Raw genomic sequence first — 26,877 nt, 5'->3', positions numbered from 1 at the left:
ACGCTGCCGCCAGCCCGGGGGTGCGTCAAACACTATCTAGTGGCCTGTCTATCAGTTCGCCAAAGCCTTTCCGGTAGTCCGAATAGCGAGGCCGCCAACCGGAGCTGGCCTTCAGGGACGCGTTGGAAATGCGACGATCCGCCGGCCTGCCTCCCTCGCCCAATCGCCGCGAACTGGCCCGTCCGCCCCCTGGCTTGCCCGTGAAACGCGGTTTGGCGATCTTCAATCGGTCCGCGATCCACGCCACCATCTCCTCCTTGAGGCTCGGCCTGTCGTCGATCACGTTGTAGACGCCCGGCTTAAGTTCGCTCTCATTCAGGACGCTCCACACCGCAGATTCCACGTCCTCGATCCTCACCAAGTTCAAATGGTAGTCCCCCCATCCAGGGATTTCCTCCGGGCCCTCTCGCAACGTATTCAGCATCAGATGACGCCCCGGACCATAGAGTCCCGCCAAACGCAGAACATAGCCGCTGCCTCTCGCCACTCCATCGAGAAAAACCTGCTCCGACTCGCGCACGATCTTTCCTCTTTCGTTGCTCGGCTCACTGGAGCAGCGTTCGTCCACCCACCCGCCTCCAGCATCTGGATACACGCTGACACTGCTGGTATAGATCGCCTTTCCGCCAAACCCAGCAGAGCGGGCCCACGCCGCCAGGGAGCGATTGCCCTCGACGTAGGAGCGGCGATATCCCTCCAAACCACCTCCAGCCGAGCTGACGCAGTTGACCACCCAATCGACTCCTTCGCCCGCGAAAGCATGCCAAGTCGCTCCGTCCACCCAAGCCTGGCAGGTCTCGGCCCCCAGTCGCGCGACCTCCTCCAAACTCGCTTCGTTCTTGGAAACGGCCTTCACGCGCAGCCCCTGCTCCAATGCAGTCGCCACGATTCGCCTTCCGAGATAGCCGCAACCCAATACCAACAAGGTCCTGCTCGATTCATTCGACATTTCCCCAGCATCGCAGGCGCGCTCGCCCTTTCGCAAGCCTGCAGCTCTCAGCTCGCCAGCCGAGCGAGCATCGGAATCCATCGTCAGCCTATCCGCCCTAAGCAGTGGCGCCGCGCCAATATATGTTTGCCTGCAGCGCCCCCTTTTTCAGACAACGTTCGTCATGAGCCAGCCAACTCCCACCGCCCTCGTCATCGTGTTCGATGGCATCGAGGAAATCGAAGCCCTCACTCCCGTAGACATCCTTCGACGGGCCGAGATCGACGTGACAGTGGCGTCGGTCGACGGCAACAGCCAGGTCAAGGGCCGCAACGACATCACCTTCGCCGCCGACACCTCCCTCTCCCTAGTGGCAGAGAACGAATTCGACCTAGTGCTGCTTCCCGGCGGTCCTGGAGTCCTGAAGCAACTGGATAATTCCGAACTCGCCGCGGCGCTCAAGGCGCAGGACAAGCGCGGCGGTCTGCTGGCCGCTATCTGCGCCGCCCCGAAGCTGCTGGCGAACTGCGGACTGCTCAACAACCGCAGCGCCACCTCGCACGCCTCCGTCCGCGACGATCTTCCCATCGCCTCGGAAGAACCCGTTGTGCAAGACGGTCACATAATCACCTCCCAAGGCGTCGGAACCGCAGTCGAATTTTCACTCGCGCTCGTTGGTAGGATGAAATCGAAGGAGCTCGCCGACAAAATCGCCGCCTCCATCCACTACCAATCTTGACCTCCCCCACTAGCGCTCGCTTCAGCCTAACCTAATGAAAGAATACGACTTCATCGCCATCGGCGGCGGCAGCGGCGGCTTCAACGCCGCTCGCGTCGCCCGCGGATTCTCCGACAACGTCGCCGTCATCGACGGCGCCCGCCAGCTCGGCGGCCTATGCATCCTGCGCGGCTGCATGCCCTCGAAAACGCTGATCTACTCGGCGGAAGTCCTGCACCTCGCCCAGAACGCTCGAGCGTTCGGCCTGAACATTCCAAGCGCCAAGGTCGACATGCCCGCGCTGCATCAGCGAAAACTGGAAATCATCAAGGAATTCACCGACTACCGCGTGGAGTCCATGACCAGCGGAAAGTACGACCTCTACCGCAACCAGGCCCGCTTCATCGGCCCGAACACCATCGAGCTCGACGACGGCGTCCAGCTGCGCGGCAAAAAGTTCATACTGGCCACCGGCTCCAAGATTGCGAAGCCGCCCATCCCAGGACTCGACGACGACGGCATCTGGACCAGCGACGACGTGCTGGAGCTGGATTTTCTGCCCGAGTCCGTCATCGTGCTCGGCGGCGGCGTAGTGGCCTGCGAGCTCGCCCAGTTCCTGAATCGCGTGGGAAGCCAGGTCACCCAAATCCAGCGTAGCCCGCACATTCTCAAGGACCAAGCCCCAGACGTCTCTGAAGTCGTGGAAACCGCGTTCCGCGACGAAGGCGTTTCCCTCTTCACCGATACGCAACTCGAGCGTATCGAAAAAACGGACACCGGCTACTCCGTCACCTTCAAGCTCCAAGGGGAATCAAAAACCGTTTTCGCTCAGCATCTCGTCAACGCGCTGGGGCGCTATCCGGCCACTCGAGGGCTGGGCTTGGATGCGGCAGGAGTCGATTTGAAGCCAAACGGCCAGATCGCCACCAACGAGCACCAGCAGACCAGCAATCCCGACATCTATGCCGCAGGCGATTGCGCCGGGCCGTACGAGATCGTGCACACCGCCGTACTGCAGGGCGAATACGCCGCTCGACACGCGTTTGGCAAGCCCGGCCCCGGACCGCTCAACTACGACCACATGCTGGATGTGGTCTTCACCGACCCTCAAGTGGCGCGCGTCGGGCTGACCGAAAAAGCGCTCAAGGAACGCGACATCGACTTCATCGCTGCCGACTACCCTTTCGACGACCATGGAAAATCCATCCTCATGGAAGCGAAATACGGCTTCGTGCGGGTGTTCGCCGAGAAACCCTCCGGCCGCATTCTGGGAGCCGAGATCGTCTCCAAGGACGGAGGCGAACTTATCCACGCCCTTGCGGTCGCTGTATCCAACAATTTAACCGCCGCTGATCTATTGAAAACTCATTGGTATCATCCTACCTTAGCGGAAATCATCAGCTACCCGCTTGAAGACATCGTCGACGAGCTCTAGAGGCAGGATGGCCTCTGGACTCGGAACCGTCTCAGTGATCAACCTGCCATAGGACTTCAAATCATCATGCGAACCATATTCATAACCGGCGTATCCAGAGGACTTGGACAAGCGCTCTCGAAAGCGTTGAACGATTCCGATACGCGACTCATCGGCTTCGGTCGCACCCAGGGAGACTTCAAGGGCGAGTTTCACTCATGCGACTTTTCCAAGGCTCAGCTTGCCTCGAGCATCTTCGCGTCCGCTTTGAAGGAAGCCGACCTTTCGCGAGCGAGCTCCATCGTCTTCATCAGCAACGCCGGCACGCTCGGCCCGATCGGCAAGGCCCAGCAACTCGACACCTTCGACATCGAGCAGACCATCACCGCGAACCTTTGCGGATCCACCATCGCCGCCACCCAGTTCCTTCGCGCCACGGAGTTTCTAGACGTACCCAAGCTTTTCATACAGATATCGTCCGGAGCCGCCCTGCCAGACCGAGCCAAGGGCAGCTGGTCGCTCTACTGCGCCTGCAAGGCGGGCCAGGAACAGCTGGTGCGAGCCATCGCTATCGAACAGGATGCCGCGGACTATCCCAGCCGTTTTATCAATATCAATCCCGGCGTGATGGAAACCGCCATGCAAGTGGCCATCCGCAAACTATCGCCTGACGATTTTCCCGAAGTGCAGGAGTTCATCAAGATGAAGGAAGAAGGACGCGTGCCCTCGCCCGATACGATCGCCGAACGCATAAAAGACCTCATATCCGACATATCCTCCCTGGAAAACGGCAAGACCTATACCCTCGCGAACTACAAGAAATAGCGCCACCAGAGTTTAGTAAAATTGAAAGCATCACCTATGTCCTCCGACTATCAAGCGCCTGAATTCCTCCTCGAACTGCTCGAAGCCAAGAGCCCATCCGGAGCCGAAACCCAAGCGCAGGCTGTATTCGATAAGTACGTACAACCGTCGGCGGACGTCTACCTGAAGGACACCATCGGCAACCGCATCGCCATCCTCAATCCGGAATCGGAAACTTCCGCCCTATTCGCTGGCCACCTCGACGAGCTCGGACTGCAGATCAACTACATCGACGAAAACGGATTCCTCTACTTCAAGACGCTGGGCGGACATGATCGCGTCGTCATCTCCGGCCGTCGCGTGCTCATCCAAACCAGAAACGGCATCATAAAAGGCGTCACCGGCAAACGCGCCGTGCATCTAATGGATAGCAAGGAACGCGAGAAGGTGCCGCAAATCCACGAGATGTGGATCGATATCGCGGCCAAGGACCGGGCCGACGCCCAGTCCCGCGTGCAAGTGGGAGACGTCGCCACCTACGATCACGAGTTCGCGTTTCTAAACGGCAGCGTGGCCACAGCGCGCGCCTTCGACAACAAGGGCGGTTCCTACATCGTAGGCGAAACCCTGCGACGCCTGTCCAAGGAGAAGGATCAGCTTCAGGCGAAGATCATCTCCGTAGGCAACGCTCAGGAGGAAGTCGGCGTTCGCGGAGCGACCATCTCCAGCTACAACGCCAAGCCGACCTTCGCTGTGGCCGTCGACGTCGGCCACGCCACGGATCACCCCGACTGCGACAAGCGCAAGTTTGGCGAGTTCAAGCTGGGCAAGGGCCCTATCATAACCCGCGGTCCCAATATCAATCCGATCGTATTCAAAAAACTGATCGAGGCCGCGGAAGCGAACGGCATTCCCTACCAGCTCGAAGGCGATCCTCGCCCCACCGGCACCGACGCTCGGGCCATCCAAGTCGCCGGAGCGGGCGTGGCGACCGGACTGATCAGTCTTCCGCTGCGCTACATGCACACGCCAAGCGAGGTGGTCGACCTCCAGGACGTCGAGCACTGCATCCAACTTCTGGTCGCGTTTTCGAAGAGCCTGAAAGCCGGCGAAAACGGAAACTGGTAGCGGACCTCTGATCACGGGCGCCGCCAGAAGACTCCGCGAAGCTCATACTTCGGATTGGATGGCGCCCCGGGCTGACTTGTAGACGAGCTCCTTCAAAACGGACTCGTCCAAATCCGACAAGCGACGGAAGGTCATGCAGCATTTTCCCATCTTGCGCTTTCCGATGCGTTGCATCAGCTGCTCTTCGCCTTCGAAGTCCGACATCAGGTAAAGGCTCAATCCGCGAGCCCGCGGGGCGAAACCGATGCGAAACCACTCGCCTTCACGACCGCTGGCGTAGCGATACCGATAGCTTCCGTAGCCAATCATGCTGTCGCTCCATACCGACGGCTTTAGGCCAGTGAGCTCCTTCATCAAGGCATGCAGAGCCTTGGCGTCGCGACGCAGCTCCGGATCCTCGACCTCGGCCAGCAGCGCCGCTACGGTTTTTCCCTTCGGATTCGCCACCGTTTCCCTTCCTTGCTGTGGCGTCGCTATCCTTCGGACTTGAGCGACTGCAGTTGCTCGCTCAGCCAGATCTTTCGTTTCCAGCGCAGATTCTTCGAGGACATGTCGATCTGATAGAAGCTCTTGCCTTGATCGGGCGACTGGACGCCGAGGATCTTGCATAGCTCCTGGGCGATCCACTTCTCGATCTTGAGAACCACCAGCTTCTTGCGCAGGCGACCCTGCACGTCGCGATTGAGAATGGTTGGAATGGTGTTGAGGGTAAGAATCTCGTTGATGGCGGTGTTCGCCATCTTCACGCGGCCCTCGCCGCTGGCGTAGAAGTGCGTCAGAGCGAAAACCGTGCGGCCCGGATTGCCTTGGCGAAGGAACTGACAGGCTTTGACCACGGTTGAGCCCGTGCGCACCATGTCGTCGAACAGCACCACGTCATGGCCGGAAATGCTTTCAAAGGTGTCTTCGCTCTCCGCGTGCAGCTTGATCTCCACCTCCCGCTCTCCCGTGCGCTCCTTGTCGAGCAGTATGGATTTGGCCTTGGGCAGCCCCAAGCGGCGGTGGATCTCCCTCACGAAATCGCGGGCGCCCTTGTCCGGAGCGCAGAGGGCCAGGCCCTCGCCTTCCGGACCGTAGCTCACGATGTTCGAGTTCAGCAGGTAGTCGACGTAGATGTCGTAGGGGATGAGGTTGTAGAACTGCCCTTCGAACACCCGCGTGAACATGGTTTGCACCGAGGTGGAGTGGTTGTGCACCGTGACCACCCGGTCGACGCCGGCCAGCTTCAGCATCTCCGCGTAGAGCTTCGCGGTGAAAGGCTGGCCATCGAACTTCTTCAGGTCGTCGGTGTCGCGCTCGAAGCCGGTTTCCCCCAAATCGGGGCGGGCTCCGCGGTCCTGGGCGCTGTAGTAGAGATCCGGCTCCACCAGCGTGACCTTCGACGCCCCGTTTTCCTTGGCCGCTCGAGCGATCATGAGCGTGCGCATGGCGAGGCTTTGCCTGCTCATGTTCGGATTGCTGGTGCTGACGATGATGATGCTCTTGCCCTGCAGCTTGTTGCCGATATTCGAGCGGTCGTTTTCGTCGGAAATGAAGCGGGGGCAGAATTCCGAGTTGGCGAACAGCTTCATGCTGATCATGTCGGACACGTCCTCCAGTTGCCCCATGGCGAACGCCACGTCGATGGCGAAAGGGTCATCCGAAGAGTTACCAACGACGATGTGTTTCGGTTCGTTCTCTTTCACAGCTCTCAAATCTAAACAATAGACGCGTTCCTAGAAAAGTCACCCCGCGCCGCATATTTCGGACTGCATCGTCGGGGCTGAATTTGTCGATACGAAAAAGCGGGCCCGCGGGCCCGCTCGGAAAAAATCCGTCGCCTTGGCGAAAAACGCGTGGCGGCGGCTAGTCCTGGGCCTGCAATTGCTTGACCACGCTCAGGTCCTCCAAGGTGGTGGTGTCCTGCTTGATCTCCTTGCCGACCGCGATGTCCTTGAGCAGGCGCCGCATGATCTTGCCGCTGCGCGTTTTCGGCAAGGCCGCGGCGAAGCGAATCTCATCCGGCTTGGAATGCGCTCCGATTTCGTGCCCCACGTGGTCGCGCAGCTCGCGACGCAATTCGTCGGTGCCTTCGAGTCCTTGCTTAAGGGTCACGAAACACACGATGGCGTTGCCCTTGATGTCGTGCGGACGGCCGACGACGGCAGCCTCCGCGACCGAGGGATGACTCACCAAAGCGCTTTCCACTTCGGCGGTGCCGATGCGGTGTCCTGAAACGTTCAATACGTCGTCGATGCGACCGATGATCCAGAAGTAGCCGTCCTTGTCCTGCTTGCAGCCGTCGCCACAGAAATAGACGCCCTTGTATTCGCTCCAGTAGACTTTCTTGTAGCGCTTGTTGTCGCCGTAAAGCGTGCGCAGCATGGAAGGCCACGGCGTGGTGAGCACCAGCTTGCCGTTTTCCCCCTTCTTCACCTCGTTTCCCGCGTCATCGAAAACCTTGGGCACCACGCCAAAGAAAGGAAGTCCTGCCGAGCCGGGCTTCGAAGGGGCCGCTCCTGGGAGCGTAGTGATCATGATACCGCCCGTTTCGGTCTGCCACCATGTATCCACAATTGGACAACGCTCGCCGCCAATGGTTTTATAGTACCAGCGCCAAGCCTCCGGGTTGATGGGCTCGCCCACGGTGCCGAGAAGGCGCAGGGAGCTGAGATCATGTTTCTTGATCGGCTCGTCGCCCCACTTCATGAAAGCGCGAATCGCAGTCGGGGCGGTGTAGAAGATGGTCACGCGGTGGCGTTCCACGATATCCCAAAATCGGTCGACCTCCGGGTAGTTGGGAGCTCCTTCGTAGATCACGTTGGTCGCTCCGTTGCTGAGGATGCCGTAGGTCACGTAGCTGTGGCCGGTGATCCAGCCGATATCCGCAGTGCACCAGTAGGTATCGGTTTCCTTAAGATCGAAAACGTACTTCGACGTCATGGTGGTTCCCAGCAGGTAGCCGCCGCTGGTGTGCAGCACGCCCTTCGGCTTCCCCGTGCTCCCGCTGGTATAAAGGACGAACAACGGCGTCTCCGAATCGAACGCCTTGGCGGCGTGCTTGTGGCTGGCGTCGTTCATCAGGGTGTGATACCAAACATCGCGTCCTACTTTCATGGATACGCGGTGTCCGATATGCTTGACCACGACTACGTTGGTGATGCTCGGGCAACCCTTGACCGCGTCGTCGACGTTCTTCTTGAGCTCCACCACGGAGCCGCGGCGCCAGCCGCCATCCGCGGTCACGATGACCTTCGCTTGGCAATCGTTGACGCGATCCTTGATGGACTCGGAGCTGAATCCGCCGAAAATCACCGTGTGCACAGCGCCGATGCGAGCGCTGGCCAGCATGGCCACCACCGCTTCGCAATTCATCGGCATGTAGATGGCGATACGGTCGCCTTTCTTCACTCCGAGGCCCGTCAACACGTTGGCGAACTTGCAAACCTCCACATGGAGCTGCTTGTAGGTCAAGGTCTTCTGGTCGCCGGTCTCGCCTTCGAAAATCAGGGCGGCCTTGTTCTCCCGAGGGGTGCCGAGATGTCGGTCTACGCAGTTCTCGCAAACATTTAGCTTGCCTCCTACGAACCATTTGGCATGGGGTTCTTTCCACTCGAGCGTTTTACGCCATGGCTTGCGCCATTTCAGCAATTCTTTCGCTTGGGTATTCCAGAACTTTTCCGGAGCGTTTACAGACTCCGAGTAAAGCCGTTTATATTCGGCCAAACTCGAAATGGTAGCCTGCTTCTTAAATTCGGACGAAGGTGCAATTCTTTCACCATCCTTCGACGTAGAAGTGATCTTTTCTGCCACTAGGTCAATCCTCGCTGGTTAGGGTTATTGGGGTTAAGCACAAGCCCCTACATTGCCGCCCTTTCCCCCTCCCGGTCAAGCCTCGGAAAGCACTGACGCACTATACTTTATACACGGATTGGATACGAACCACGACTCTCAACCCTCATCGGTCGCGTATTCGGTTTTCGATACACTCCTAATCAGCCTCCCAACAACGCTTCTCAATGGATAGCGAAAACGAGCAAACAGACAATACCATCACCGTCGAGGGCGTCCTCGAAGTCACTAAGAAGAAGACCGGCCAGCTGCTCGACATGAGCAAAAACGGCCGCCAGCGCCCCACCGATCCATTCGTACCCAAGGAGTTGATCCGCCGCTTCAAGCTCCGTTCCGGAAACTACATCGTCGCTCAAGCCACCGCGGATCCCCGCTTCCAGAACCCTAAGGTTCGCTACGTGGAAAGCGTGGACGGCATGCCGGTGGACGAGCGCCGAAAGGTGATGCCCTTCACCCAGCTCACCACCATCACGCCGGAGGAGCAGATTCGTCTGGAAACCGATGGCAAGCGCATGACCACTCGCGCCATGGACCTCTTCTGCCCCATCGGCAAAGGCACCCGCGGTCTTATCGTGGCCCCGCCACGAACAGGCAAGACCACCTTGCTCACTCACATCGCCCAAGGCATCAACGCCAACCACCCGGAGATCCACCTGATGATCCTGCTGGTCGACGAGCGCCCGGAGGAAGTGACCGATTTCCGCAGAAACATCGAGGCGGAAGTCTGGGCCTCCTCCAATGACGAGGATCTGCAAAGCCACCTGCGCGTAGCCGACCTCTGCATCGAGCGGGCCAAGTGCCTGGTGGAATGCGGCAAGGACGTGGTCATCCTGATGGACTCCATCACTCGACTGGCTCGCGCTCACAATTCCGCCAAGAAGTCCGGACGCACCATGTCAGGCGGTCTGGACATCCGGGCCTTGGAAAAGCCGCGTCAGATCTTCGCGGCGGCTCGCAACACCGAAGAAGCCGGCAGCCTGACCATCGTAGCTTCCGCCCTGATCGAAACCGGCAGCCGCATGGACGAACTCATCTTCCAGGAATTCAAGGGCACCGGCAACATGGAGATGGTGCTCAACCGCAAGATCGCCGACATGCGCATCTACCCAGCCATGGACATCGCCACCTCCGGCACCCGCCGCGAGGAGCTGCTCATCCCGGAAGAAAAGCTCGAAGGCATCCACTTCTTCCGCCGCGCCCTGGTTCAGCAAAAGCCCGAAGAGGCCGCCGAAACCATGCTCACTCGACTCTCCAAGACTGAATCCAATCAAGACCTCCTCGATCTGATCAGTCGTTAAAACGGCGCCAAGAGCGCCATCTCTACATAATAAACCCCTTGCGAAGCGCTTAACGCTTGATCTGCCACAAGGACTCGCAAGAAAAAGAACGTTTCCTCTGTCGTCCGCCCCTAAGCGGACACCATCACAGTTCTCTCTCTCTATGGATAGTTTCTCCGAACAGTGCCTCGACATGGCTCGCTCCATGCTCAGCCACAATTTGGATTCCATCAATCCCGATGGAACCATCACACCTGTCGAAGGTGAAGATTCGCGTCTGGATGAATCAGGTCACGCTGCTCTAGCCATCGGAGAGTTCTATCGGGCAACCGGAGAAACCGAGCTGGACGGCAAGGACCTGATCGATCTCGCGGCTCGTTGCATCACCGCCCAGGCCTTCCGCGATCCCCCGCAGGAAAACGGCTTGGCCTACGCCGCCCTCGGCCTGCTCTCCTTCGGTCCATCCAAGGAGCGCAACCCGGTCTGGGAGCGCCTGGTGGACGAGACCCGCGAGCACCTCGATCGTCTGCTGCTCAACCGCAGCGACTACAACAACCACTGGCAGGCCTTCAACATCGCCAAGGCCGTATGCCGCTTCTCCCTCGGTCTTTCCAAGAAGGACGAGACCGGCCGCCTCATCGAGCGCTTCCTTTCCCGCATCCAAGAGACCAGCTCCAACGGCTACTTCGACGACGTGGACGAAGAAGGCATCGGCGGCTCCTTCTCCCTCTACGGCGTGATGTCCTTCGTTTTCATCCGCCAGGCCCTGCAGCTGCATAGCAACCCCGGCCTGCGCGACCGCAAGCTCCCTTCGCTGCGCACCTTCGCCGAAAAGTACATCAAGCTGCTTCCCGATCTGGTGCGCGAAGACGGTCTGGGCTGGTCCTTCTCCAACAACGGCGGCGCCTACGGCCAGATGCACCTCATCAGCCTGCTCATGCAAGGCTTCCGCGACGGCTGGGTTCCCGAAGACAAGAAGAGCAAGTACTTCGACCTGCTGCGTCGCCTGTTCTATAACTTCTACGTGACCTTCCTCGACCAGGAGCACGGCTACCTGGTGGTTCGCGACGAGGAGCGCACCGCCTACCCGAAGCACACCACCCGTTTGGCCAACTTCGACGGAGCTCGCTACCTCAGCCAATGGTCGCGTCTCTCCAAGCAGATCGACGCTCCGCCCGCCGCGGCCCCAGAGCCGTTCAAGTCCGGCTGCCGCTTCGTCATCTTCGACAAGTCCAACAAGAAGGAACAAGGCCTCCTGCTCTACCGCAACGTGGACTCCGGGCTGCAGCTGCAGATGCCGCTGATCTCTTCCAATGGGACTCCCACCGCGGACTGCCTTCCCTTCCCGCACTCGCCGGGCGTCTTCGACTGGCCGAACAACAGCTACCTGCCTATCATGGTGCCGGAGCTGACCGTTGGCGAAAACGTGTTCGTGCCTGCCTACTACGGCAAGAAGTGCACCACTGGCCTCGGCTTCAAGCGCTCCTTCTACTTCCGCTACGAGCAGCCGGAGTTCATCAACACCGAAGAGAAGATCGTTCCGGGTCTGGGCACCGTGAAGGTCAACTGGACCTTCGCTGGCAACCAGATCTCCTGCGAGTTCATCTACACGGTGAAGAACCAGATCACCCTCGATCGCTTCCGCTACGTGCTGGCCATCGGATCTCCGCACTCCCGCTACCGCGTGGACTCCTGCCCGATGCTTGGCGCGGAAGGCCTGCGCTGCACCGTGCAGAAGGACGACTTCCAGGGCACCTGGAAGGAGACCGAAGTGGTGACCAACGACCGCAACTACCGGACCAACTACGGAAACCTGCACTACCTGCAGATCCTCGAGCGCGACCATCCGCTCATCATGCGTCCCGGTCAGACCTACCGCTTCGCCGCCTCCTTCGATCCCGACATCATCGCCGTCGGCGAAACCGAATAGGCGCTTCGCCGCCCGTCGCCTCCCTTTGCAAACGCCGCGTCTTCGGATGCGGCGTTTTCGTTTGGGGTCTTCTGCCAACGAGGCATCCGTAGTGTTACGAAACATTTGCAGTTGCGCTGCAGAGCGAATACGCTGCCCAGTCGCATGCCCCCTTCTCTCCTCCGCTTCCTTGGACTAGCAGCGATTGTCGCTGGTCTGCTCCTTCGTTCCCTCTATGGCGAGCAGCCCTACTCGCCTGCCCGAACCGATCCGAACCTGGAGAGTTGGCGCTGGACGGAGTTTCCCTTTCTCGACGGTCGCGGAGTGTCTTACATGACCGAATCTCCGGCAAACACCTTCTGGTTTGGCGGAGCCGGATCCATCTACCGCTACGACGGCTACGAAGTGCGCGAATTCGGTCCGGCAACCGGCTTCCTCGGGACCGCGACCCTCAGTCTCGAAACCTCGCCCTCCGGCGACCTCTACGCTGGAAGCGATCAAGGGCTCTTCCGATTCGAAGGGGAGCGGTGGATACCCGTGCTCGCAAGCCACACGCCGGGACGCGTGCAGATCCGAGAAATCAGCTTTCTGCCCGACGGCGCCGTGCTGGTAGGCATCGGCGAGAGAGAAGAGAACGAAGACACGCCTCGAAACTGGCATGGCCTAGGCCTCATTCGAGGCGACCAGATGAAACTCTACTCCGCCGCCACCCCTGCCAGAGACGACTTCTACGGCACGGTCCAGAACCTGACAGCGGTTTCTCCACCCGAGGAAATCGGTATCATGATGTCGGATACGAAAGAGCTAAACGTCACCTCGAGTCTCGTGGCCAGCGATGGATCCGTCTACGCGGTGATCTCGAAAAACAATGGCGACAACAACCACATCGCGCGTTTCGCCTACGCGCCAGACTCCTTCGAGCTCACGCTGCAAGACGCCTTCTTCCGGGCCGATGGGATCAGCATCGATAGCCTATCGAACCTCATCGAGAGCGAAGACGGCGAGATTTGGGCAACCAGCAACAGCGCTGTGAGCGGGATCAGCCGCTGGAACGGCTCCACTTGGTCGCATCTCCGGATCACGGACCATTTTCCCGGCTCCGAGCTGTTCTACCACTCCCTCCGGTCGAGCGACGGGGCCATTTGGGTAGACGGCTTCGGCCAGTACTTCGTGTTCCGCTCGGGAAGCTGGACCAAGTACGCGGCGCCAGAAGTCCCGCTCACCTCGAACAATCGCATCAACTTCTTCGAAGCGGCCGACGGGGCCATGTGGCTGATCGCTAGCAACTCCAAGGTCTTTCGACTGGACTACGCCAGCCGCAGCTGGAAAACCCTGAAGGGCCTCGCCTTTCAACTGGAAACGCCGGCTGGAGAGAGCTACTACTTGACCGAGGAGGGGCGCGTAGCGCGAGAGTCGGACGACGTCTGGACCAGCTACGGCACGGAGGACGGTCTCATCGACGCTCCCGTCAGGTTGTTTCTGACATCCTATGGCGAGCTGTGGGCCATCGGCAGCCACCGAAAAGACGCCGCCCTCTCCTATCGCGATTCGAAAGGAAACTGGAACATCCTTTCCTTTCCTAGCCTTTCCTGGGGGCTCGATCATCGGGCGGCGTTCGAAGACCGATCAGGCCGACTTTATTTCGCCGCGGCCGTCGACACCAGCCCCGAACAAGAGCCAGGCATCATCCGCTTCAATCGCCCCGTGGGAAGCAAGGAGGACTGGACGCTGCTGCGCAGCGATCCTCGAAACATCACCAAAGGCAGCTTCTATGGCTTAGGCCAGGACCCACAGGGCCGGATCTGGGTCGGCGGGCGTCCTCCCGTGATCGTTGAGAGCGACGCGCTGAAACGGACCAAGCAGTTCCCTCACCTCTCCACCTACGTCGACTACGTCTTCAACCAGCCCGACGGAGACTTGTGGCTGCTCACCCGCGATCAAGGCATTCTGCAAATAACCGACCACGGAGAGGTCTGGCATACCATCGACACCGACCTGCCCTCCCATTCGCTGATCTCCGGATTCGCCAGGAGCGGAGAGGATGTCTGGGTGGCCCTGTCCGACCAGATCGCCCACTTCGACGGTATCTCCTGGAGCAGCTTCATGCAGCTGCCTGAAGCGAACTACACGCGGGCAGGCGTGTTCATAAAAGACGGTCCCAGCGATGGCATACACATCGTGCAGGTCAGCAATCAATGGACGCGCCGAGCGCTCTACGATTCGCAGCCCGCAGAGATCGCGATCCCCTTCCAAACGCTCACCGCCTTCAAGGACAAGTCGGCGCCGCGCATCGAAATCACCCATTTCGAGCCCCAAGTCAGCGAACGCGGCAATACCTCCATAACCTGGCAGGCGGTGGACTACCTCGAAGCGACGCCCCGGGATAAAATCGAATACTCCTACAAGCTGAACGATCGCCAATGGACTCCCTTCGCCAGGCAGAACCACCAGATGTTTCTCGGCTTGCCTCACGGCTCGCACACCCTGCAGGTCAAGGCTAGGGATCACGGGTTCAACGTTTCCCCTGAGATCGCCGCCGTGACTTTCTCCGTGACAGCTCCCATCTGGAGGCAAACCTGGTTCCAAGCCACCATCGCCGTCCTCGTCGGACTTGTCATTTTCCTATGGATACTCACCCAAAGCCGGAACAACCGACTTCAGCTGCTGAACGCAAATCTATCCAAGGCCAACGAAAAACTGCAGCTCCAACGCGCGACCATCGAGTCCCAGAATAGGATCCTCCGCCAAGGCAAGTCCGACCTGGAGAAACGCGTGAGGGAGCGAACCAAGGACCTCGAGCAAGCGAAACGGAAAGCCGAAGAATCCGACCACCTCAAGTCGGCCTTTCTCGCCAACGTTTCGCACGAGATTCGCACCCCCATGAACGCCATCATCGGCTTCTCCGACCTGCTCATGGCCAGCACCCAGACCCAAGGCGAGCAGCGCGACTTCATTCGCACCATCCAAAACAGCGGAAAGGACCTTCTCAATCTCATAGACGACATCATCGAGATCTCCAAAATCGAGTCGGAAAAGATCGAAATTGAAACGCAGGACATATCCGTAGATTGGATACTTAGCCAGACCCACGATACCTTTCGCGGCGTCTTGACCAGCTTTGGCCGCGACAACCTGCAGTTTCTCGTCGCCAAGGAGGAGCTCCCGGAAGGCTGCATCCTGAATACGGACCCCGATCGGCTCAAGCAAGTGCTCAAGAACCTGATCAGCAACGCGATCAAATTCACCCCGGATGGCTACATCCAGCTGGGCTGCAGACCGACCGCTCAAGGAGACGCCTTGGAGTTCTCGGTGGAGGACTCGGGATTCGGCATCAAGAAGGAACAGCTTTCGCTCATCTTCGAACGCTTCCAAAAGGGCGACACCAATCTCGGCCACACCTACCGAGGAAGCGGGCTGGGGCTGGCGATCAGCCAAAACCTCGTCTCCAAGCTGGGCGGCGCCTTGCGAGTCGAGTCGGAGTATCAGAAAGGAAGTCGCTTCTATTTCTCTCTACCCTGGGATGGTAGAATTCGGCGCGACTTCGACGTTCCGCAGGCCGAAGCCCCGGAAATCCCCCCTCCCTCCATTCCCCACAGGCCGCAGGAGCCGGTGCTTCTGGTGGAGGACGAGGAGACAAACTCCACCCTGATGGCGAAGATGCTGCAACAGCTTGGCGTGCCGTTCGTGCACGCCTCCTCCGGCGAGCGAGCGGTGGCCCTCTGCAAGCGAAGAACCTTTTCCGCTGTCCTCATGGATATCAAACTGCCCGAAATGCAAGGCGACGAAGCCGCCAGACGTATCCGAGAGATCGCCCCGGACCTGCCGATCATTTCCCAAACCGCCTACGCCATGGCAGGCGAGCGCGAGCGCTACAGCCACGATCCGTTCTCGGGCTACCTCTCCAAGCCGCTCTCCATATCCAGCCTCGCCCAAGCCCTCAACGCTACCGGACGCGTGCGCTAGGCGAGGCCGCGCCAGGTTTGCCCCCCCTCTAAAAATGCGTTGCCAGCGCATGCCTCCCTCCTAGCGTCATGGCTCTTCCGGTTCCACTTTTCGAGAAATGTTAGCCAAACGCATCATCCCTTGCCTCGACGTTCACGCCGGCCGCGTGGTCAAAGGCGTTAAGTTCAAAGAGCTCCGCGACGCGGGAGATCCCGTCGCCTGCGCCAAGGCCTACGACGAGCAGGGCGCCGACGAGCTGGTCTTTCTCGATATCACCGCATCCTCCGACGAGCGCCAGATCATGCGCGATGTGGTCGAGCAAACCGCCTCCGAGTGCTTCATGCCCCTGACCGTCGGCGGCGGTCTGCGAACGGTGGAGGACATCACCAAGATGCTGCACTCCGGGGCCGACAAGGTCTCGCTCAATACCGCAGCCATCAACAATCCCGACCTCATCTTCCAGTCGGCCCGCAAGTTCGGAAACCAATGCATCGTGCTGGCCATCGACGCCAAGCGCGACGGCGACTCCTGGCGCGTCTTCACTCACGGCGGACGAAACCCCACCCCGCTCGACGCCATCGAATGGGCCAAGAAGGGCGTCTCGCTAGGAGCGGGAGAAATCCTGCTCACCAGCATGGACGCCGATGGCACCCTCGCCGGCTACGACTGCGAGCTTACCCGACGCATCTCCGAAGCGGTGGAGGTACCAGTCATCGCGTCCGGCGGAGCCGGAAACCTGGACCACCTGGTCGACGTTCTCCAAAAGGGCAAAGCCGACGCGGTACTTGCCGCTTCCATTTTCCACTTCGGCACCTACACTATCGGCCAAGCGAAAGAGCGCCTCGCAAACGCCGGATTGCCCGCCCGTCTCTAGCCCCCTTACACGTCACTACCCTCTCGCCCCATGGAGCTCACCAAATTTTCAGACTACAGCCTTCGTCTCCTCATCTACCTCGCCCTGAACGACGATCGCCTGGTCTCGCTCCAGGAAGTCGCCGACGCCTACCAGATCTCCCGAAACCATCTGGTCAAAATCGCTGGAAACCTGAATCAGCTCGGCTACGTGCAGGCCACTCGAGGAAAAGGAGGCGGTCTGCGCCTCGCCAAAGCCCCACGGGACATCAACGCAGGACAGCTCGTCCGTCTCACCGAAGGAGACGCGCCGCTCATCGAATGCTTCGACCCAGTGAAAAACTCCTGCTGCTTGTCACCCGCTTGCGTGCTCAAAGGGGCCCTGAAACAAGCCGAAAACGCCTTCTATTCCGAGCTGGAACGATTCACTTTGGCCGACCTCGTCAAGCGTCCCGAAAACTTGCGAAGACAGTTCCCCAGCCTTAGCGAAAGTCGCGTTTCCGAATAGCTTCGACCTGACCTCGTATCTGCATTTCCGGTACAGATACCAAAACCCGCCGCCTCCCCAGCGCTCGATCTCGATCAGGGGAATTTTGAGCGCCTCGATTTCGATCTCGTTTTCGGACTGAAATCGATAGGTCGGATAAACGAAATTCATAGGTCCAGCGATCGCAGACTTCACGTGATGCGAAATCCAATACCAACGCCCCTGAAAGAGCGCTTTTTCCAAGGCAATCCATAAGTTGCATTATAAATACCTCTTTCTGGCATATCGGATGCTAAGCTTGGTGAGGAAATCAAACCTGATCCTCGCCTAATCCGATATGAACAAGAAAACGAACTCCTTGGCTGTCGCTGCGACCGTAGCGACCCTCACCCTCTCCTCGATCCTCTTTTCGGGCTGCGACGACAGCTCGGAAGCTGCTAGCGGCATCAGTCCGCAGAAGATGGCGGACGCTCTGCACCTCGTGATGAGCTCCGACCGTACCGTCTACACCCGCAACGTGGTCAACCGACTCACCAAACAGGACAAGGTCATCACCGCTAGCGAACATTGGGTGGATGACAAGGCCCTGCCGCTACCTGCTCAAATGTTCCGCATGGGGGCAGAGATGGTAGCCGAAAAAAGCAATGGTGAATTCAGTTATTCACTACAGTCGCTCTGGCCGATCAACAAGCAGAACGCTCCGAAAACCGATGCCGAAAAAGAGGGCTTGCAGTTCATCGCCGACAATCCCGGTCAAAACTACTACGCAGAGGAGACGCTGGGCGGCACCAAGTACTTCACCGGCATCTACGCCGACACAGGCGTAGCCGCAGCCTGCATCGACTGCCACAACGAGCACAAGGACTCGCCTCGCACCGACTTCAAGATGGGCGAAGTCATGGGCGGCGTCGTCATCAGAATTCCTCTCGACTAAATCATAAATCCATAATCTGAATACAATGAGCGAAACGCAAACACCCTCTCTCTACGACCGCATCGGCGGCGAAGCCGCCGTGGACGCCGCAGTCGACCTTTTCTACAAGAAGGTTCTCGCCGACGATCGCATCAAACACTTCTTCGAAGGCGTCGACATGAGCAAGCAGATCGGCCACCAGAAGAAGTTTCTCACCTACGCCTTCGGTGGAGCTCCCCAGTACACCGGTCGCAGCATGCGCGCAGCCCACAAGCGCCTGGTGGAGGAGATGGGCCTCAACGAAAGCCATTTCCACGCCGTGATGGAAAACCTCGGCGCCACCCTGCAGGAGCTTGGCGTGCCGATGGATATGATCGGCGAAGCTGCGGCGATCGCCGAGTCCACCAAGGGCGACGTGCTCAACAAGTAGCAACACCTCATCCCTCCCTGGCATGTCCCATCGCCATTGCAGCTGCCTCCATCCGATCGCCACGGCTAGCGCCCTATCGCTTGCCGTCGCGCTCGCGGGCTGCGGAAAGGAACCGGAAAAGAAGACGATCGCCCAGCCTTTCGATCCGGCCGCCGTCACGCTCGACGATCCCGACTTGATTGCGGGTCAACAAACCTGGCTCGGCACCTGCAAGACCTGCCATATGACCGGGCTCACGGGCGCTCCCATTATCGGAAACACCGAGGCATGGGCGCCACGCATCGCCAAAGGACTGGATACGCTGTACGACCACGCTCTAAACGGCTTCATCGGACCGAAATACACCGAGATGCCGCCTAAAGGAGGATTCACCGAACTCAGCGATGAAGAAGTGAAACAAGCCGTGCGTTTCATGACCCATGTCAGCAAATAGCGCTCTACCTATCTGGACCATGAACCGTTCCCTCAACCACGATGAACTGAAATCGGCCTGGAAGCGCTGCCTGCCCGTTTCCGACGCGTTCGCAGAGATCCTTTTCTATCGACTCGCCGAACGCCTTCCGGAAACAAGGTCCCTCAGAGCTTTGGCCCTCGGCAGGTGCCACACTCAGTTCGTACACCTGGTCGGTACTTTGGTCTTTCGTAGTCAATCCGTCGATACATTCCCAAATACCACCGACGAACGCGATCAGCGGAGCATTCTGATTTTCGAGCAGCCGGTGGATCTCGACTGCTTCGAAGACGCTCTCGTCTACGCTTTCCAGCAAACCTTAGGACACACCTTCAAAGCCGAAACAGGAGCGTCGATACGCGAAATGATCCTGCAGCTGAAGGGACCGTCCTCGACATCCAAATCAAGCGGAGCGGCGGCCTGAGACTTCGCAACCGAGATCCGCTTCTCGACGTCGCTAACGCCGCGCCTTGCGTATGAGCAGACCGAAACCAGCGAAAATGAGAATCCTCGTGGTGGGCAACGGCATGGTCTCCCAACGCTTCGCAGAGCGCCTCGCCGAGAAGCGACTGCCCGTCCAGCTCACTATCCTTGGAGAGGAGCCTCATCATGCCTACGATCGGGTCCACCTGAGCGCCTACTTTCGCCACCGGGATCACAAGTCGCTTCTGCTCGCGAAGGATTCCTGGTACGCGAAGAACGGAGTTCAGCTGCTGAAAGGCTGCCGAGCTGTCGCCATCGATCGAGCGCGCAAGGAGGTCGTCACCCATACCGGCGAACGCCTGCCCTATGACAAGCTGGTGCTCGCTACCGGCTCCACGCCTTTCGTACCCCCCATCGAAGGTATAGATACGGAGGGTGTCTTCACCTACCGTACTATCGAGGACGCGTCCAAGATAATCGAATACGCACGAGGCAAGAAGCGAGGTATCGCCCTCGGTGGCGGTCTTCTCGGTCTCGAGGCGGCCAACGCCCTTCGCGAACTTGGCCTCGCGACCTACGTGGTGGAATTCGCCAACGGACTCATGCCACGCCAGCTGAATCAGGACGCCTCGATGGTCTTGGAGAAAAACGTTCGCGAACTCGGCGTCACCCCTCTTCTAGGAAAAGGAGCCAGAACTGTGCAGCGGAGAAACGGGGGGCTCTCCATCACCTTTTCCGACGATACCATTCTCGAAACGGACCTCCTCGTAGTTGCCGCTGGGATACGCCCGAGGGATGACCTCGCCCAAGCGTCCGGTTTATCCTTGGGAGCGCGCGGCGGCATACTGGTGAACGACAGCCTTCAAACCAGCGATTCCGACATCTACGCCATCGGCGAATGCGCCTTGCATAGAGGGCAGATCTACGGACTGGTCGCTCCCGGCTACCACATGGCGGACATCCTCGCCGATCGGATAGAAGGGTTTGAACGCTGCTTCGAAGGCGCGGACACTTCCTGCCGACTCAAACTGCTAGGTGTCGAGGTGTGCGCCTTTGGCGACAATCTTGGCGAAGGCAAGACTCTCGTCTATCGCGATGCCCAATGCTATCGCATGCTAGTCCTTAAACGCGACTGCATCGCGGGAGCGACTGTAGTTGGAGACTGGGGACAAATTCACCAAATACAAATCGCGGTGAAGGACCAGCGATTCATGTCGCCCTCCGAGCAAGCGAAGTTCGAGAAGACCGGCCTCATCGACGCAGGCGAAAGCGCCTTGGATTGGACAGCCAATACCATGATCTGCAACTGCGTTCAGATCAGCAAGGGCCAAATCTCAGCCTGCGTCTCGAACGGTTGCTCTTCAGTCTCCCAACTTTCCAAAGAAACAGGAGCGGGCACCGTCTGCGGATCCTGCCGACCTCTGCTCGGGCAGCTGGTGGGAGCCACCGACGAGGAAGCCGTCTTCGCCCCCAAGGGCAGGAGAGCGCTTTTGGCTGCCTCCTGGATTGCGGCCAGCATAGTTCTGGCGCTCTTTCTTGTCGGCCCTCTGCCCATACCCACGACGGTGCAGGACGCCTACTATCAGTTTTGCAAGCTCTGGACCGAGGAACTCTATAAACAGATTTCTGGATACACCATGGCCGGAGCATCCCTCCTGGCTCTGGGACTCTCCGCCCGCAAACGAGTCACCTTCGCTCGCTTCGGAAACTTCGGCTGGTGGCGGGCGACCCATGCCATTCTTGGCAGCATCTGCCTACTGGCGCTGCTGGCCCATACTGGATTGAGCTTCGGAAACAACCTCAACCTTTGGCTGATGAGCGTCTTCGTCTCCCTAAATCTAGTCGGAGCCCTAGCGGGTCTCACCGTCGCTATGGAGGATCGCTTCACCTCGCCCCTTGCGCGTCGTATCCGTTCCTTTGTGACAAGGATGCACATCGTCTTTTTCTGGCCCTATCCGGCATTGCTGGGCTTTCACATCTACAAGGTCTACGCCTACTAAATCGAAACGATGTCCAGCAACAAGCTCCAGTGGATCCTCGCAGCGATCGTACCAGTCATCTGCCTGGTCCAGTTCAGTCCTGAAGCCGGCGTGACCCAGGAATCGGCCTTTCTCCCCGGCGCCACCTCGCACGGCCATCACCAGATCGAGCTGCAGTGCTCGGCCTGTCACTCGGACGATATGGGCCTCAGGCCGAACGCCTGCACGGACTGTCACCAGGCGGAGCTGAAACGGGCCAACGACTCCCACCCCAAAGCCAAGTTTCTCGATCCGCGCAATGCCGACCGGGTGGAGATCCTCGACGCTCGAAACTGCGTCACCTGCCACCGCGAGCACAGTCCCGAAACCACGCTCGAAATGGGCCTCACGCTTCCAGCCGACTACTGCTTTTTCTGCCATCAGGACATCGAAGAGGATCGACCGACGCATAAAGGGCTGCCTTTCGATAGCTGCTCCACCGCAGGCTGCCACAACTACCACGACAACACCGCACTCTACGAAGACTTTCTGGAGCAGCACCTGAACGACAAGCCCTTTGCGGAGGATCCGCGCAAGCTACCGAAAAACCACTACCATGGATGGTCCGAGGAAAACCGGCGCCAGCCGCTAGGAGCCAGCGATCGCGACAGTCCGGACGACGTGGCTTTCACTCAAAGCGTGGTGTACGACTGGTCTCTCAGCGCCCACGCCAAAGCTGGCGTCAACTGCTCCGATTGCCACGAGCCGGAGGGGGCAGCCTTTGTCGAAAAACCCGGTTTCGCCGCCTGCCAGAGCTGTCACGACTACGAGACCGAGACCTTTCTCGAGAGCATGCATGGTATGAGGCTGGCCGCTGGATTGAGTCCCATGACGCCCGCCCTAGCCGAAATCCCCATGCACCAATCGGCAGCGCACAAGGAGCTCAGCTGCGTCGCTTGCCATGACGCCCACAGCTCGGACGTGCAGTTCGCTTCAAGGCAAGCCTGCATCAGCTGTCACGATAGCGAACATGTGAACAACTATCGCGGATCGCTGCACGCCGAGCTTTGGACCAAGGAACTCGCGGGCGAAGGGCCGCCCGATAGCGGCGTTTCCTGCGCCACCTGCCATTTCCCACGCGTCGAGCGCAACGAGTTCGGAGAGGTTTCCAACCGCGTCCTGCACAACCAGAACGAAACGCTGCGCCCCAACGAAAAGATGATACGCCCGGTCTGCTTGCAATGCCATGGACTCGGTTTCGCCATCGACGCTCTGGCCGATCAAGACCTGATTCGAAGCAACTTCCAAGGTCGGCCGCAAGTCCATGTGGAGAGTCTGGAAATGGTGGAGGAAAAGCTCCGCAGGCTGCAGTCCGAACGCTCACCGTAGACTCCGGTAAGCGCCTTCCCTAGCTCCCTCGTCCTGCCCGCAAGCAGGCGGGATTTATTCCGTCAAAATCGTCCAAAAGCGCTTTCTTATTCGACGAAATTCGCTAGTCTTTTTTCATGATTCTCGGGCAGCTGATTCAGACCGGACGTCGCTTCTGCGAATGTCGCTCTCGCGACTTCATCCCGGAGAGCGAAGATACGATCGTTGTCATTGCTTATTCGATACACGACCGCTTTCTCGCTCACTCCTTCGACATTTCTCTGCCGAATCTGAACTCCGCTATCAACGCGTGGCTGGAGCAATGCGAAGCCATCGCCTACATCCTAATTCATCGCGAGCCAAAGAACTATCAGGAGGAGCTTCCCTCTCCCATCGGCAGGCCGCGCATGGATCGCATCAGCCTCACTGCGGCCACCACCGACAGCTTCAAGCTCTGCTCGTTCTATCTTCAGGAAAGTTCGGAGCCAGACGCCTATCGACTCATCGAGACCAATTGCCGACTGGTGCCGGTGGACTTCGCCACCACCAACCTTTTCAGCGCGGCCGAGCGAGAGGAGGAGCCGTCCTTCTCCCGAAGAGAGGCAGAGCTCACCGACTCGATAAGCGCCTAAGGCCGCGCCTCCCGAAAGTCGAAGAGCTCTGCCTCTGCAAACACCCCTCCATCAGCGCTCTTTCGTGACGATTCGCCGTTCTTACAAACGCATCGCGGATCCATGCTTGTCGCAGACGAGCAGCTCCGGTTAAACAGAGTCCTATGATCAAGTTCCTACACACTCGCATACGTGTCGCCGACCTGCAGAAGTCCATGGACTTCTACTGCAAGCATTGCGGATTCGAAGTCTTCAAAGGCCCCAACACCAGCCCGCAGGGCAACCAGATCGTGCACCTGCAACTTCCGGGCAACGAGCACATGCTGGAGCTCACCTACTCGCCGGACTTCAAGGTCGAGTTCCCCGAAGACCTGATGCACACCTGCATCGGCGTGGACGACATCAAGGCCTTCTGCCAAAAGCTCGAAGACGACGGCGTGGAAGTCTGGCCGGGCAACTGGAAGGAAAAGGAGGGCTTCGACATGGCCTTCATCACCGACCCCGACGGCTACGAAGTCGAGATCCTGCCAAACAATCGCTAACGAGCCACACTCGCCAATCACCAAACCGCGCCGAAACCGAGCGCGGTTTTTCATTGCCGGCCATTGGCGACCTCGCGATCTCTTCCACCCGTGCACTGCGACATTCTTGACAGCTTCTACCTCAAGCCAAATGGAGAGGTCCCGTGCGAAGACGATGTGGGCGAGCACCTTACCCTAGGGATCATCGAGAATTCGGATTCGCCATGGTCGCCTACGGACTTTTTTCGGAACGAAAACTTCATAAAAATCCGAACGGCTGCCGAGAACGGCCAACTTCCTTGGGGCGAAACCTGCCGAGCCTGCGCACACCTGCAACCACGTCAGTGGCATTCGAATCTGCTACGCAAAAAAATCCGCAAACTTCAAATCGAGCCTACCATGCATTGTTCGCTCCTCTGTCCGGCCTGCGGAAATCGTGAACAACTTGGCAGACGAAAGGGAGATCGGACCATGCCGCTATCTCTGTTGGAGCGGGTTTTGAGCGGCTTTCGGCGCGAAGGATACTCGATCGACTACGTGGAATGGGCAGGCCAAGGCGATCCGTTGCTCCACTCCGACTTTTCTAAATTGTCGGGGCTAGTTCGCCACTATTATCCAAAAACACGTCAACGGGTCATCACCAACGCCAACTACGACTTTCAACGAACCATCGGCGTCTCTTTCGTGGAGGACATCGTGGTTTCTTGAGACGGAGCGATTCAGGCGAACTACCAACGCTATCGTATCAACGGCAAACTCGAGAAGGTATTCCGATTCATTGAGGAGGCGAAGCGGAGATCGCCCGCTACCAAGGTCATCTGGAAATACATCCTATTCGAATTCAACGACACCGATGCGGAGATTCTACTCGCCCAACGAAAAGCCCTCGAGTTAGGCGTGGACGAAATGAGATTTGTCGTCACCGCAACCAACTATCGCTCCCAGCGTTTCCATATCGGAAACGGGCATGAGCTACCCGTAGCCCATCCGCGACTGTCGGTACGCCTCAATCCGCTCGTCTCACGTATCGATCAATTGGGGACGGCTATTCCCTCATCGAAGCTCCGTTCAATCGGCCACAAGATCCACCGATGCCTCCGAGGGCTTCCGAAACGCTTGATCATCGCATCCGGATTCAGCCGCGTTTTTACCACTCGAAACCATGAGGACCGAATACTTGTCACCGAAGCGTGGATACTAATGATCGGACGAAAGCCGAACTCTGCCACTAATCTGCTACTCGACGATTCCCTTCGCAGCTCCCAAGCAAGCCCGCTCCCACCCCAATCCCCTATCGAGGGCTTCCTCGCAAAGCTAGGAATACACCTGTGCCGATTCCGCCTCTCATGCCACCAAAACGACCACCTCGACCAAGCGCGTCTGGAACTGAGGATACAAGATAAGCCCTACCTCTCGCAAAAGTTTTCCTTCGGCGCGACTTTAGACCGGGCCTCAGATGAGTCACAACCCCAAAAAGACAAGAGCTTGCTACGTAGCGGAAGTCGCGAGACTTCCGCCCCAACATTTCAATCCAGCATCTCCAGCAGCTCGCCCTCGACGTAGTCGGCGGCGAGCGTTCTCAGACGCACCCGCCCGCAACGGTTGGCCAAGTCCAGGCCCTTATCCACTGCCCGTTCGCCCTCGCGCGGGACCACCACGCGAATGTAGTTGTCAGTATAGCTCGGCCAGCTATCCGGCTTCGGGTTTTCGAAGAGCACCCGCATCTCCTTGCCGAGATGGGACTCGTAGAAGTCGTAGCGCTTCTTCGCTGACAAGCGCCTCAAGTAGGCGCTGCGCCGGGCGCGCTCGGGAATCGGCACCTGATCCTCGCGCCGGGCTGCCACCGTGCCCTGTCGCTCGGAGTAGGAAAACACGTGACAGAAATCGAAGGGATTCTCCAAAAACACCTGACAGGTTTCCTGGAACTCCTCGTCCGTTTCGCCGGAAAACCCCACCATGATATCGGTGCCAATGTAGCAGCCGGGCACGCTGTCGTGAGCGAGGTGAAGAAACTCCAGGTATTCAGAAATCGTATACTTGCGACGCATTTCCCGCAGAACCTTGTCGCAACCGCTCTGCAGCGGTATGTGAAAAAACGGCAGCAAAGCGTGCTGCGGATCGTTCATCAACGCGAACAGCTCCGTCGGGATGGTGGTCGGCTCGATGCTGCTGATGCGGATGCGATCGATGCCGGGAATCGCGTTGAGCTTTTCCAAAACGGCGAGCAGCCCGCCACGCTTCGTCTCGTAGGTGCCGATGTTGACGCCGGTGATCACGATCTCGCGAATCCCCTGCGACGCCTTGAGGCGCGCCTCTTCCAGCAGATTTTCCATGTCCCGAGCCCGGGCCGCGCCGCGAGCGAAGGGGATGATGCAGAAACTGCACACGAAACTGCAGCCGTCCTGGATCTTCAGGTTGGCCCGCTGGTTGAAAGGCACATCGCCAAAGTTCCGAATGGAGAAATCCTCCTTGCTGATGCGTTCGCGGATGATGACCGGCTTCTCGTTCTTCTCCTGGCCGACGTAGTCGATCACGCTCATCTTCTCCTGGTTGCCGATGATCAAGTCGACACCGCCAATTTCGGCGATCTCCTTGGCTCCCATTTGCGAGTAGCAGCCGATCACCGCCGTGTAGGCTTCGGGGTTCCTTCGAACGAACTGCCGGATGGTCTGCCGGCATTTCGAGTCGGCCAGGTTGGTCACGGTGCAGGTGTTGATGATGCCGAGATCCGCGGGCTCGCCGAAGGGCACGATCTCGTAGCCACGCTGCTCCAGTCCCTGCTGAATCAGCAGCGTTTCCGACTGGTTCAAGCGGCAGCCGAGGGTGTGCAGGCAAGCGCGTTTCTTGGCGACGTCATTCATGGCGAAACCGACCTTCCATAGAGCAAGAACGCGGATTGTCATGCAAAAAGC

23 protein-coding genes are annotated in these 26,877 nt (G+C 58.9%); 18 read left to right on the top strand and 5 right to left on the bottom strand.

Features of this window, described 5'->3' with window-relative positions:
• Positions 1–25: 25 nt before the first annotated feature.
• Complete coding sequence (locus tag QEH54_RS11905) at positions 26–1,030, bottom strand: NAD-dependent epimerase/dehydratase family protein (protein WP_309018900.1); 1,005 nt, start codon at positions 1,028–1,030, stop codon at positions 26–28.
• 82 nt (positions 1,031–1,112) lie between these two features.
• On the opposite strand from QEH54_RS11905, the gene QEH54_RS11900 reads away from it, so the two are divergent.
• From QEH54_RS11900 to QEH54_RS11885, 4 genes are all read left to right on the top strand, one after another.
• Positions 1,113–1,667, top strand: coding sequence for a DJ-1 family glyoxalase III (locus QEH54_RS11900; protein ID WP_309018899.1), 555 nt, complete (start codon positions 1,113–1,115; stop codon positions 1,665–1,667).
• A gap of 34 nt (positions 1,668–1,701) precedes the next feature.
• The gene (locus QEH54_RS11895) at positions 1,702–3,081 is read left to right on the top strand and encodes a dihydrolipoyl dehydrogenase (RefSeq protein WP_309018898.1); all 1,380 of its coding nucleotides are present in this window, start codon (positions 1,702–1,704) and stop codon (positions 3,079–3,081) included.
• A gap of 66 nt (positions 3,082–3,147) precedes the next feature.
• Positions 3,148–3,885 carry an SDR family NAD(P)-dependent oxidoreductase gene (locus tag QEH54_RS11890; protein ID WP_309018897.1) on the top strand — a complete coding sequence of 246 codons (738 nt, stop codon included), beginning with the start codon at positions 3,148–3,150 and terminating at the stop codon, positions 3,883–3,885.
• 21 nt (positions 3,886–3,906) lie between these two features.
• Positions 3,907–4,992 (top strand): M20/M25/M40 family metallo-hydrolase, encoded by a 1,086-nt coding sequence (locus tag QEH54_RS11885; protein WP_309018896.1) that lies wholly within the window; start codon positions 3,907–3,909, stop codon positions 4,990–4,992.
• Positions 4,993–5,034: 42 nt separating this feature from the next.
• On the opposite strand, the gene QEH54_RS11880 is transcribed toward QEH54_RS11885, so the two are convergent.
• The 3 genes from QEH54_RS11880 to acs form a co-directional block, all read right to left on the bottom strand.
• Entirely contained in the window at positions 5,035–5,439 is a 405-nt protein-coding gene (locus QEH54_RS11880) for a DUF1801 domain-containing protein (RefSeq protein WP_309018895.1), read from the bottom strand.
• A 26-nt stretch (positions 5,440–5,465) separates the two neighbouring features.
• On the bottom strand, positions 5,466–6,677 hold the full coding sequence (locus tag QEH54_RS11875) for a ribose-phosphate pyrophosphokinase-like domain-containing protein (RefSeq protein WP_309018894.1): 1,212 nt from the start codon (positions 6,675–6,677) through the stop codon (positions 5,466–5,468).
• 160 nt (positions 6,678–6,837) lie between these two features.
• Positions 6,838–8,784: an acetate--CoA ligase gene (gene acs, locus QEH54_RS11870; RefSeq protein WP_309018893.1), complete on the bottom strand. Its 1,947-nt coding sequence runs from the start codon at positions 8,782–8,784 to the stop codon at positions 6,838–6,840.
• 206 nt (positions 8,785–8,990) lie between these two features.
• Here acs and rho point away from each other — a divergent pair, with 206 nt between their 5' ends.
• From rho to QEH54_RS11800, 14 genes are all read left to right on the top strand, one after another.
• Entirely contained in the window at positions 8,991–10,121 is a 1,131-nt protein-coding gene (gene rho, locus QEH54_RS11865) for a transcription termination factor Rho (RefSeq protein ID WP_309018892.1), read from the top strand.
• 142 nt (positions 10,122–10,263) lie between these two features.
• On the top strand, positions 10,264–12,030 hold the full coding sequence (locus tag QEH54_RS11860) for a hypothetical protein (protein WP_309018891.1): 1,767 nt from the start codon (positions 10,264–10,266) through the stop codon (positions 12,028–12,030).
• Between the two features lie 144 nt (positions 12,031–12,174).
• Entirely contained in the window at positions 12,175–15,972 is a 3,798-nt protein-coding gene (locus QEH54_RS11855; RefSeq protein WP_309018890.1) for an ATP-binding protein, read from the top strand.
• Positions 15,973–16,069: 97 nt separating this feature from the next.
• A complete protein-coding gene (gene hisF / locus QEH54_RS11850; RefSeq protein WP_309018889.1) occupies positions 16,070–16,825 on the top strand; it encodes an imidazole glycerol phosphate synthase subunit HisF in 756 nt (251 codons plus the stop codon).
• A gap of 30 nt (positions 16,826–16,855) precedes the next feature.
• Positions 16,856–17,311, top strand: a complete 456-nt coding sequence (locus QEH54_RS11845) for an Rrf2 family transcriptional regulator (RefSeq protein ID WP_309018888.1) — start codon at positions 16,856–16,858, stop codon at positions 17,309–17,311.
• Between the two features lie 316 nt (positions 17,312–17,627).
• Positions 17,628–18,224, top strand: a complete 597-nt coding sequence (locus QEH54_RS11840; RefSeq protein ID WP_309018887.1) for a DUF3365 domain-containing protein — start codon at positions 17,628–17,630, stop codon at positions 18,222–18,224.
• Between the two features lie 25 nt (positions 18,225–18,249).
• The gene (locus QEH54_RS11835) at positions 18,250–18,633 is read left to right on the top strand and encodes a group 1 truncated hemoglobin (RefSeq protein WP_309018886.1); all 384 of its coding nucleotides are present in this window, start codon (positions 18,250–18,252) and stop codon (positions 18,631–18,633) included.
• Positions 18,634–18,655: 22 nt separating this feature from the next.
• Positions 18,656–19,066, top strand: a complete 411-nt coding sequence (locus QEH54_RS11830; protein ID WP_309018885.1) for a c-type cytochrome — start codon at positions 18,656–18,658, stop codon at positions 19,064–19,066.
• Between the two features lie 19 nt (positions 19,067–19,085).
• A complete protein-coding gene (locus QEH54_RS11825; RefSeq protein ID WP_309018884.1) occupies positions 19,086–19,508 on the top strand; it encodes a hypothetical protein in 423 nt (140 codons plus the stop codon).
• A 76-nt stretch (positions 19,509–19,584) separates the two neighbouring features.
• Complete coding sequence (locus tag QEH54_RS11820) at positions 19,585–21,507, top strand: FAD-dependent oxidoreductase (protein WP_309018883.1); 1,923 nt, start codon at positions 19,585–19,587, stop codon at positions 21,505–21,507.
• Between the two features lie 9 nt (positions 21,508–21,516).
• Entirely contained in the window at positions 21,517–22,854 is a 1,338-nt protein-coding gene (locus tag QEH54_RS11815) for a cytochrome c3 family protein (protein ID WP_309018882.1), read from the top strand.
• Positions 22,855–22,970: 116 nt separating this feature from the next.
• Positions 22,971–23,465, top strand: coding sequence for a hypothetical protein (locus QEH54_RS11810; RefSeq protein ID WP_309018881.1), 495 nt, complete (start codon positions 22,971–22,973; stop codon positions 23,463–23,465).
• A 143-nt stretch (positions 23,466–23,608) separates the two neighbouring features.
• Positions 23,609–23,986, top strand: a complete 378-nt coding sequence (locus tag QEH54_RS11805) for a VOC family protein (RefSeq protein ID WP_309018880.1) — start codon at positions 23,609–23,611, stop codon at positions 23,984–23,986.
• 378 nt (positions 23,987–24,364) lie between these two features.
• Complete coding sequence (locus QEH54_RS11800) at positions 24,365–24,673, top strand: hypothetical protein (protein WP_309018879.1); 309 nt, start codon at positions 24,365–24,367, stop codon at positions 24,671–24,673.
• A gap of 818 nt (positions 24,674–25,491) precedes the next feature.
• Here QEH54_RS11800 and mtaB read toward each other — a convergent pair.
• The gene (gene mtaB / locus QEH54_RS11795) at positions 25,492–26,868 is read right to left on the bottom strand and encodes a tRNA (N(6)-L-threonylcarbamoyladenosine(37)-C(2))-methylthiotransferase MtaB (protein ID WP_309018878.1); all 1,377 of its coding nucleotides are present in this window, start codon (positions 26,866–26,868) and stop codon (positions 25,492–25,494) included.
• Positions 26,869–26,877: the final 9 nt, after the last annotated feature.

This window comes from Pelagicoccus sp. SDUM812003, assembly GCF_031127815.1.
In the GTDB taxonomy this organism is placed as follows: Bacteria; Verrucomicrobiota; Verrucomicrobiia; order Opitutales; family Opitutaceae; genus Pelagicoccus.
This window is presented reverse-complemented; position numbering and strand designations above follow the sequence as displayed.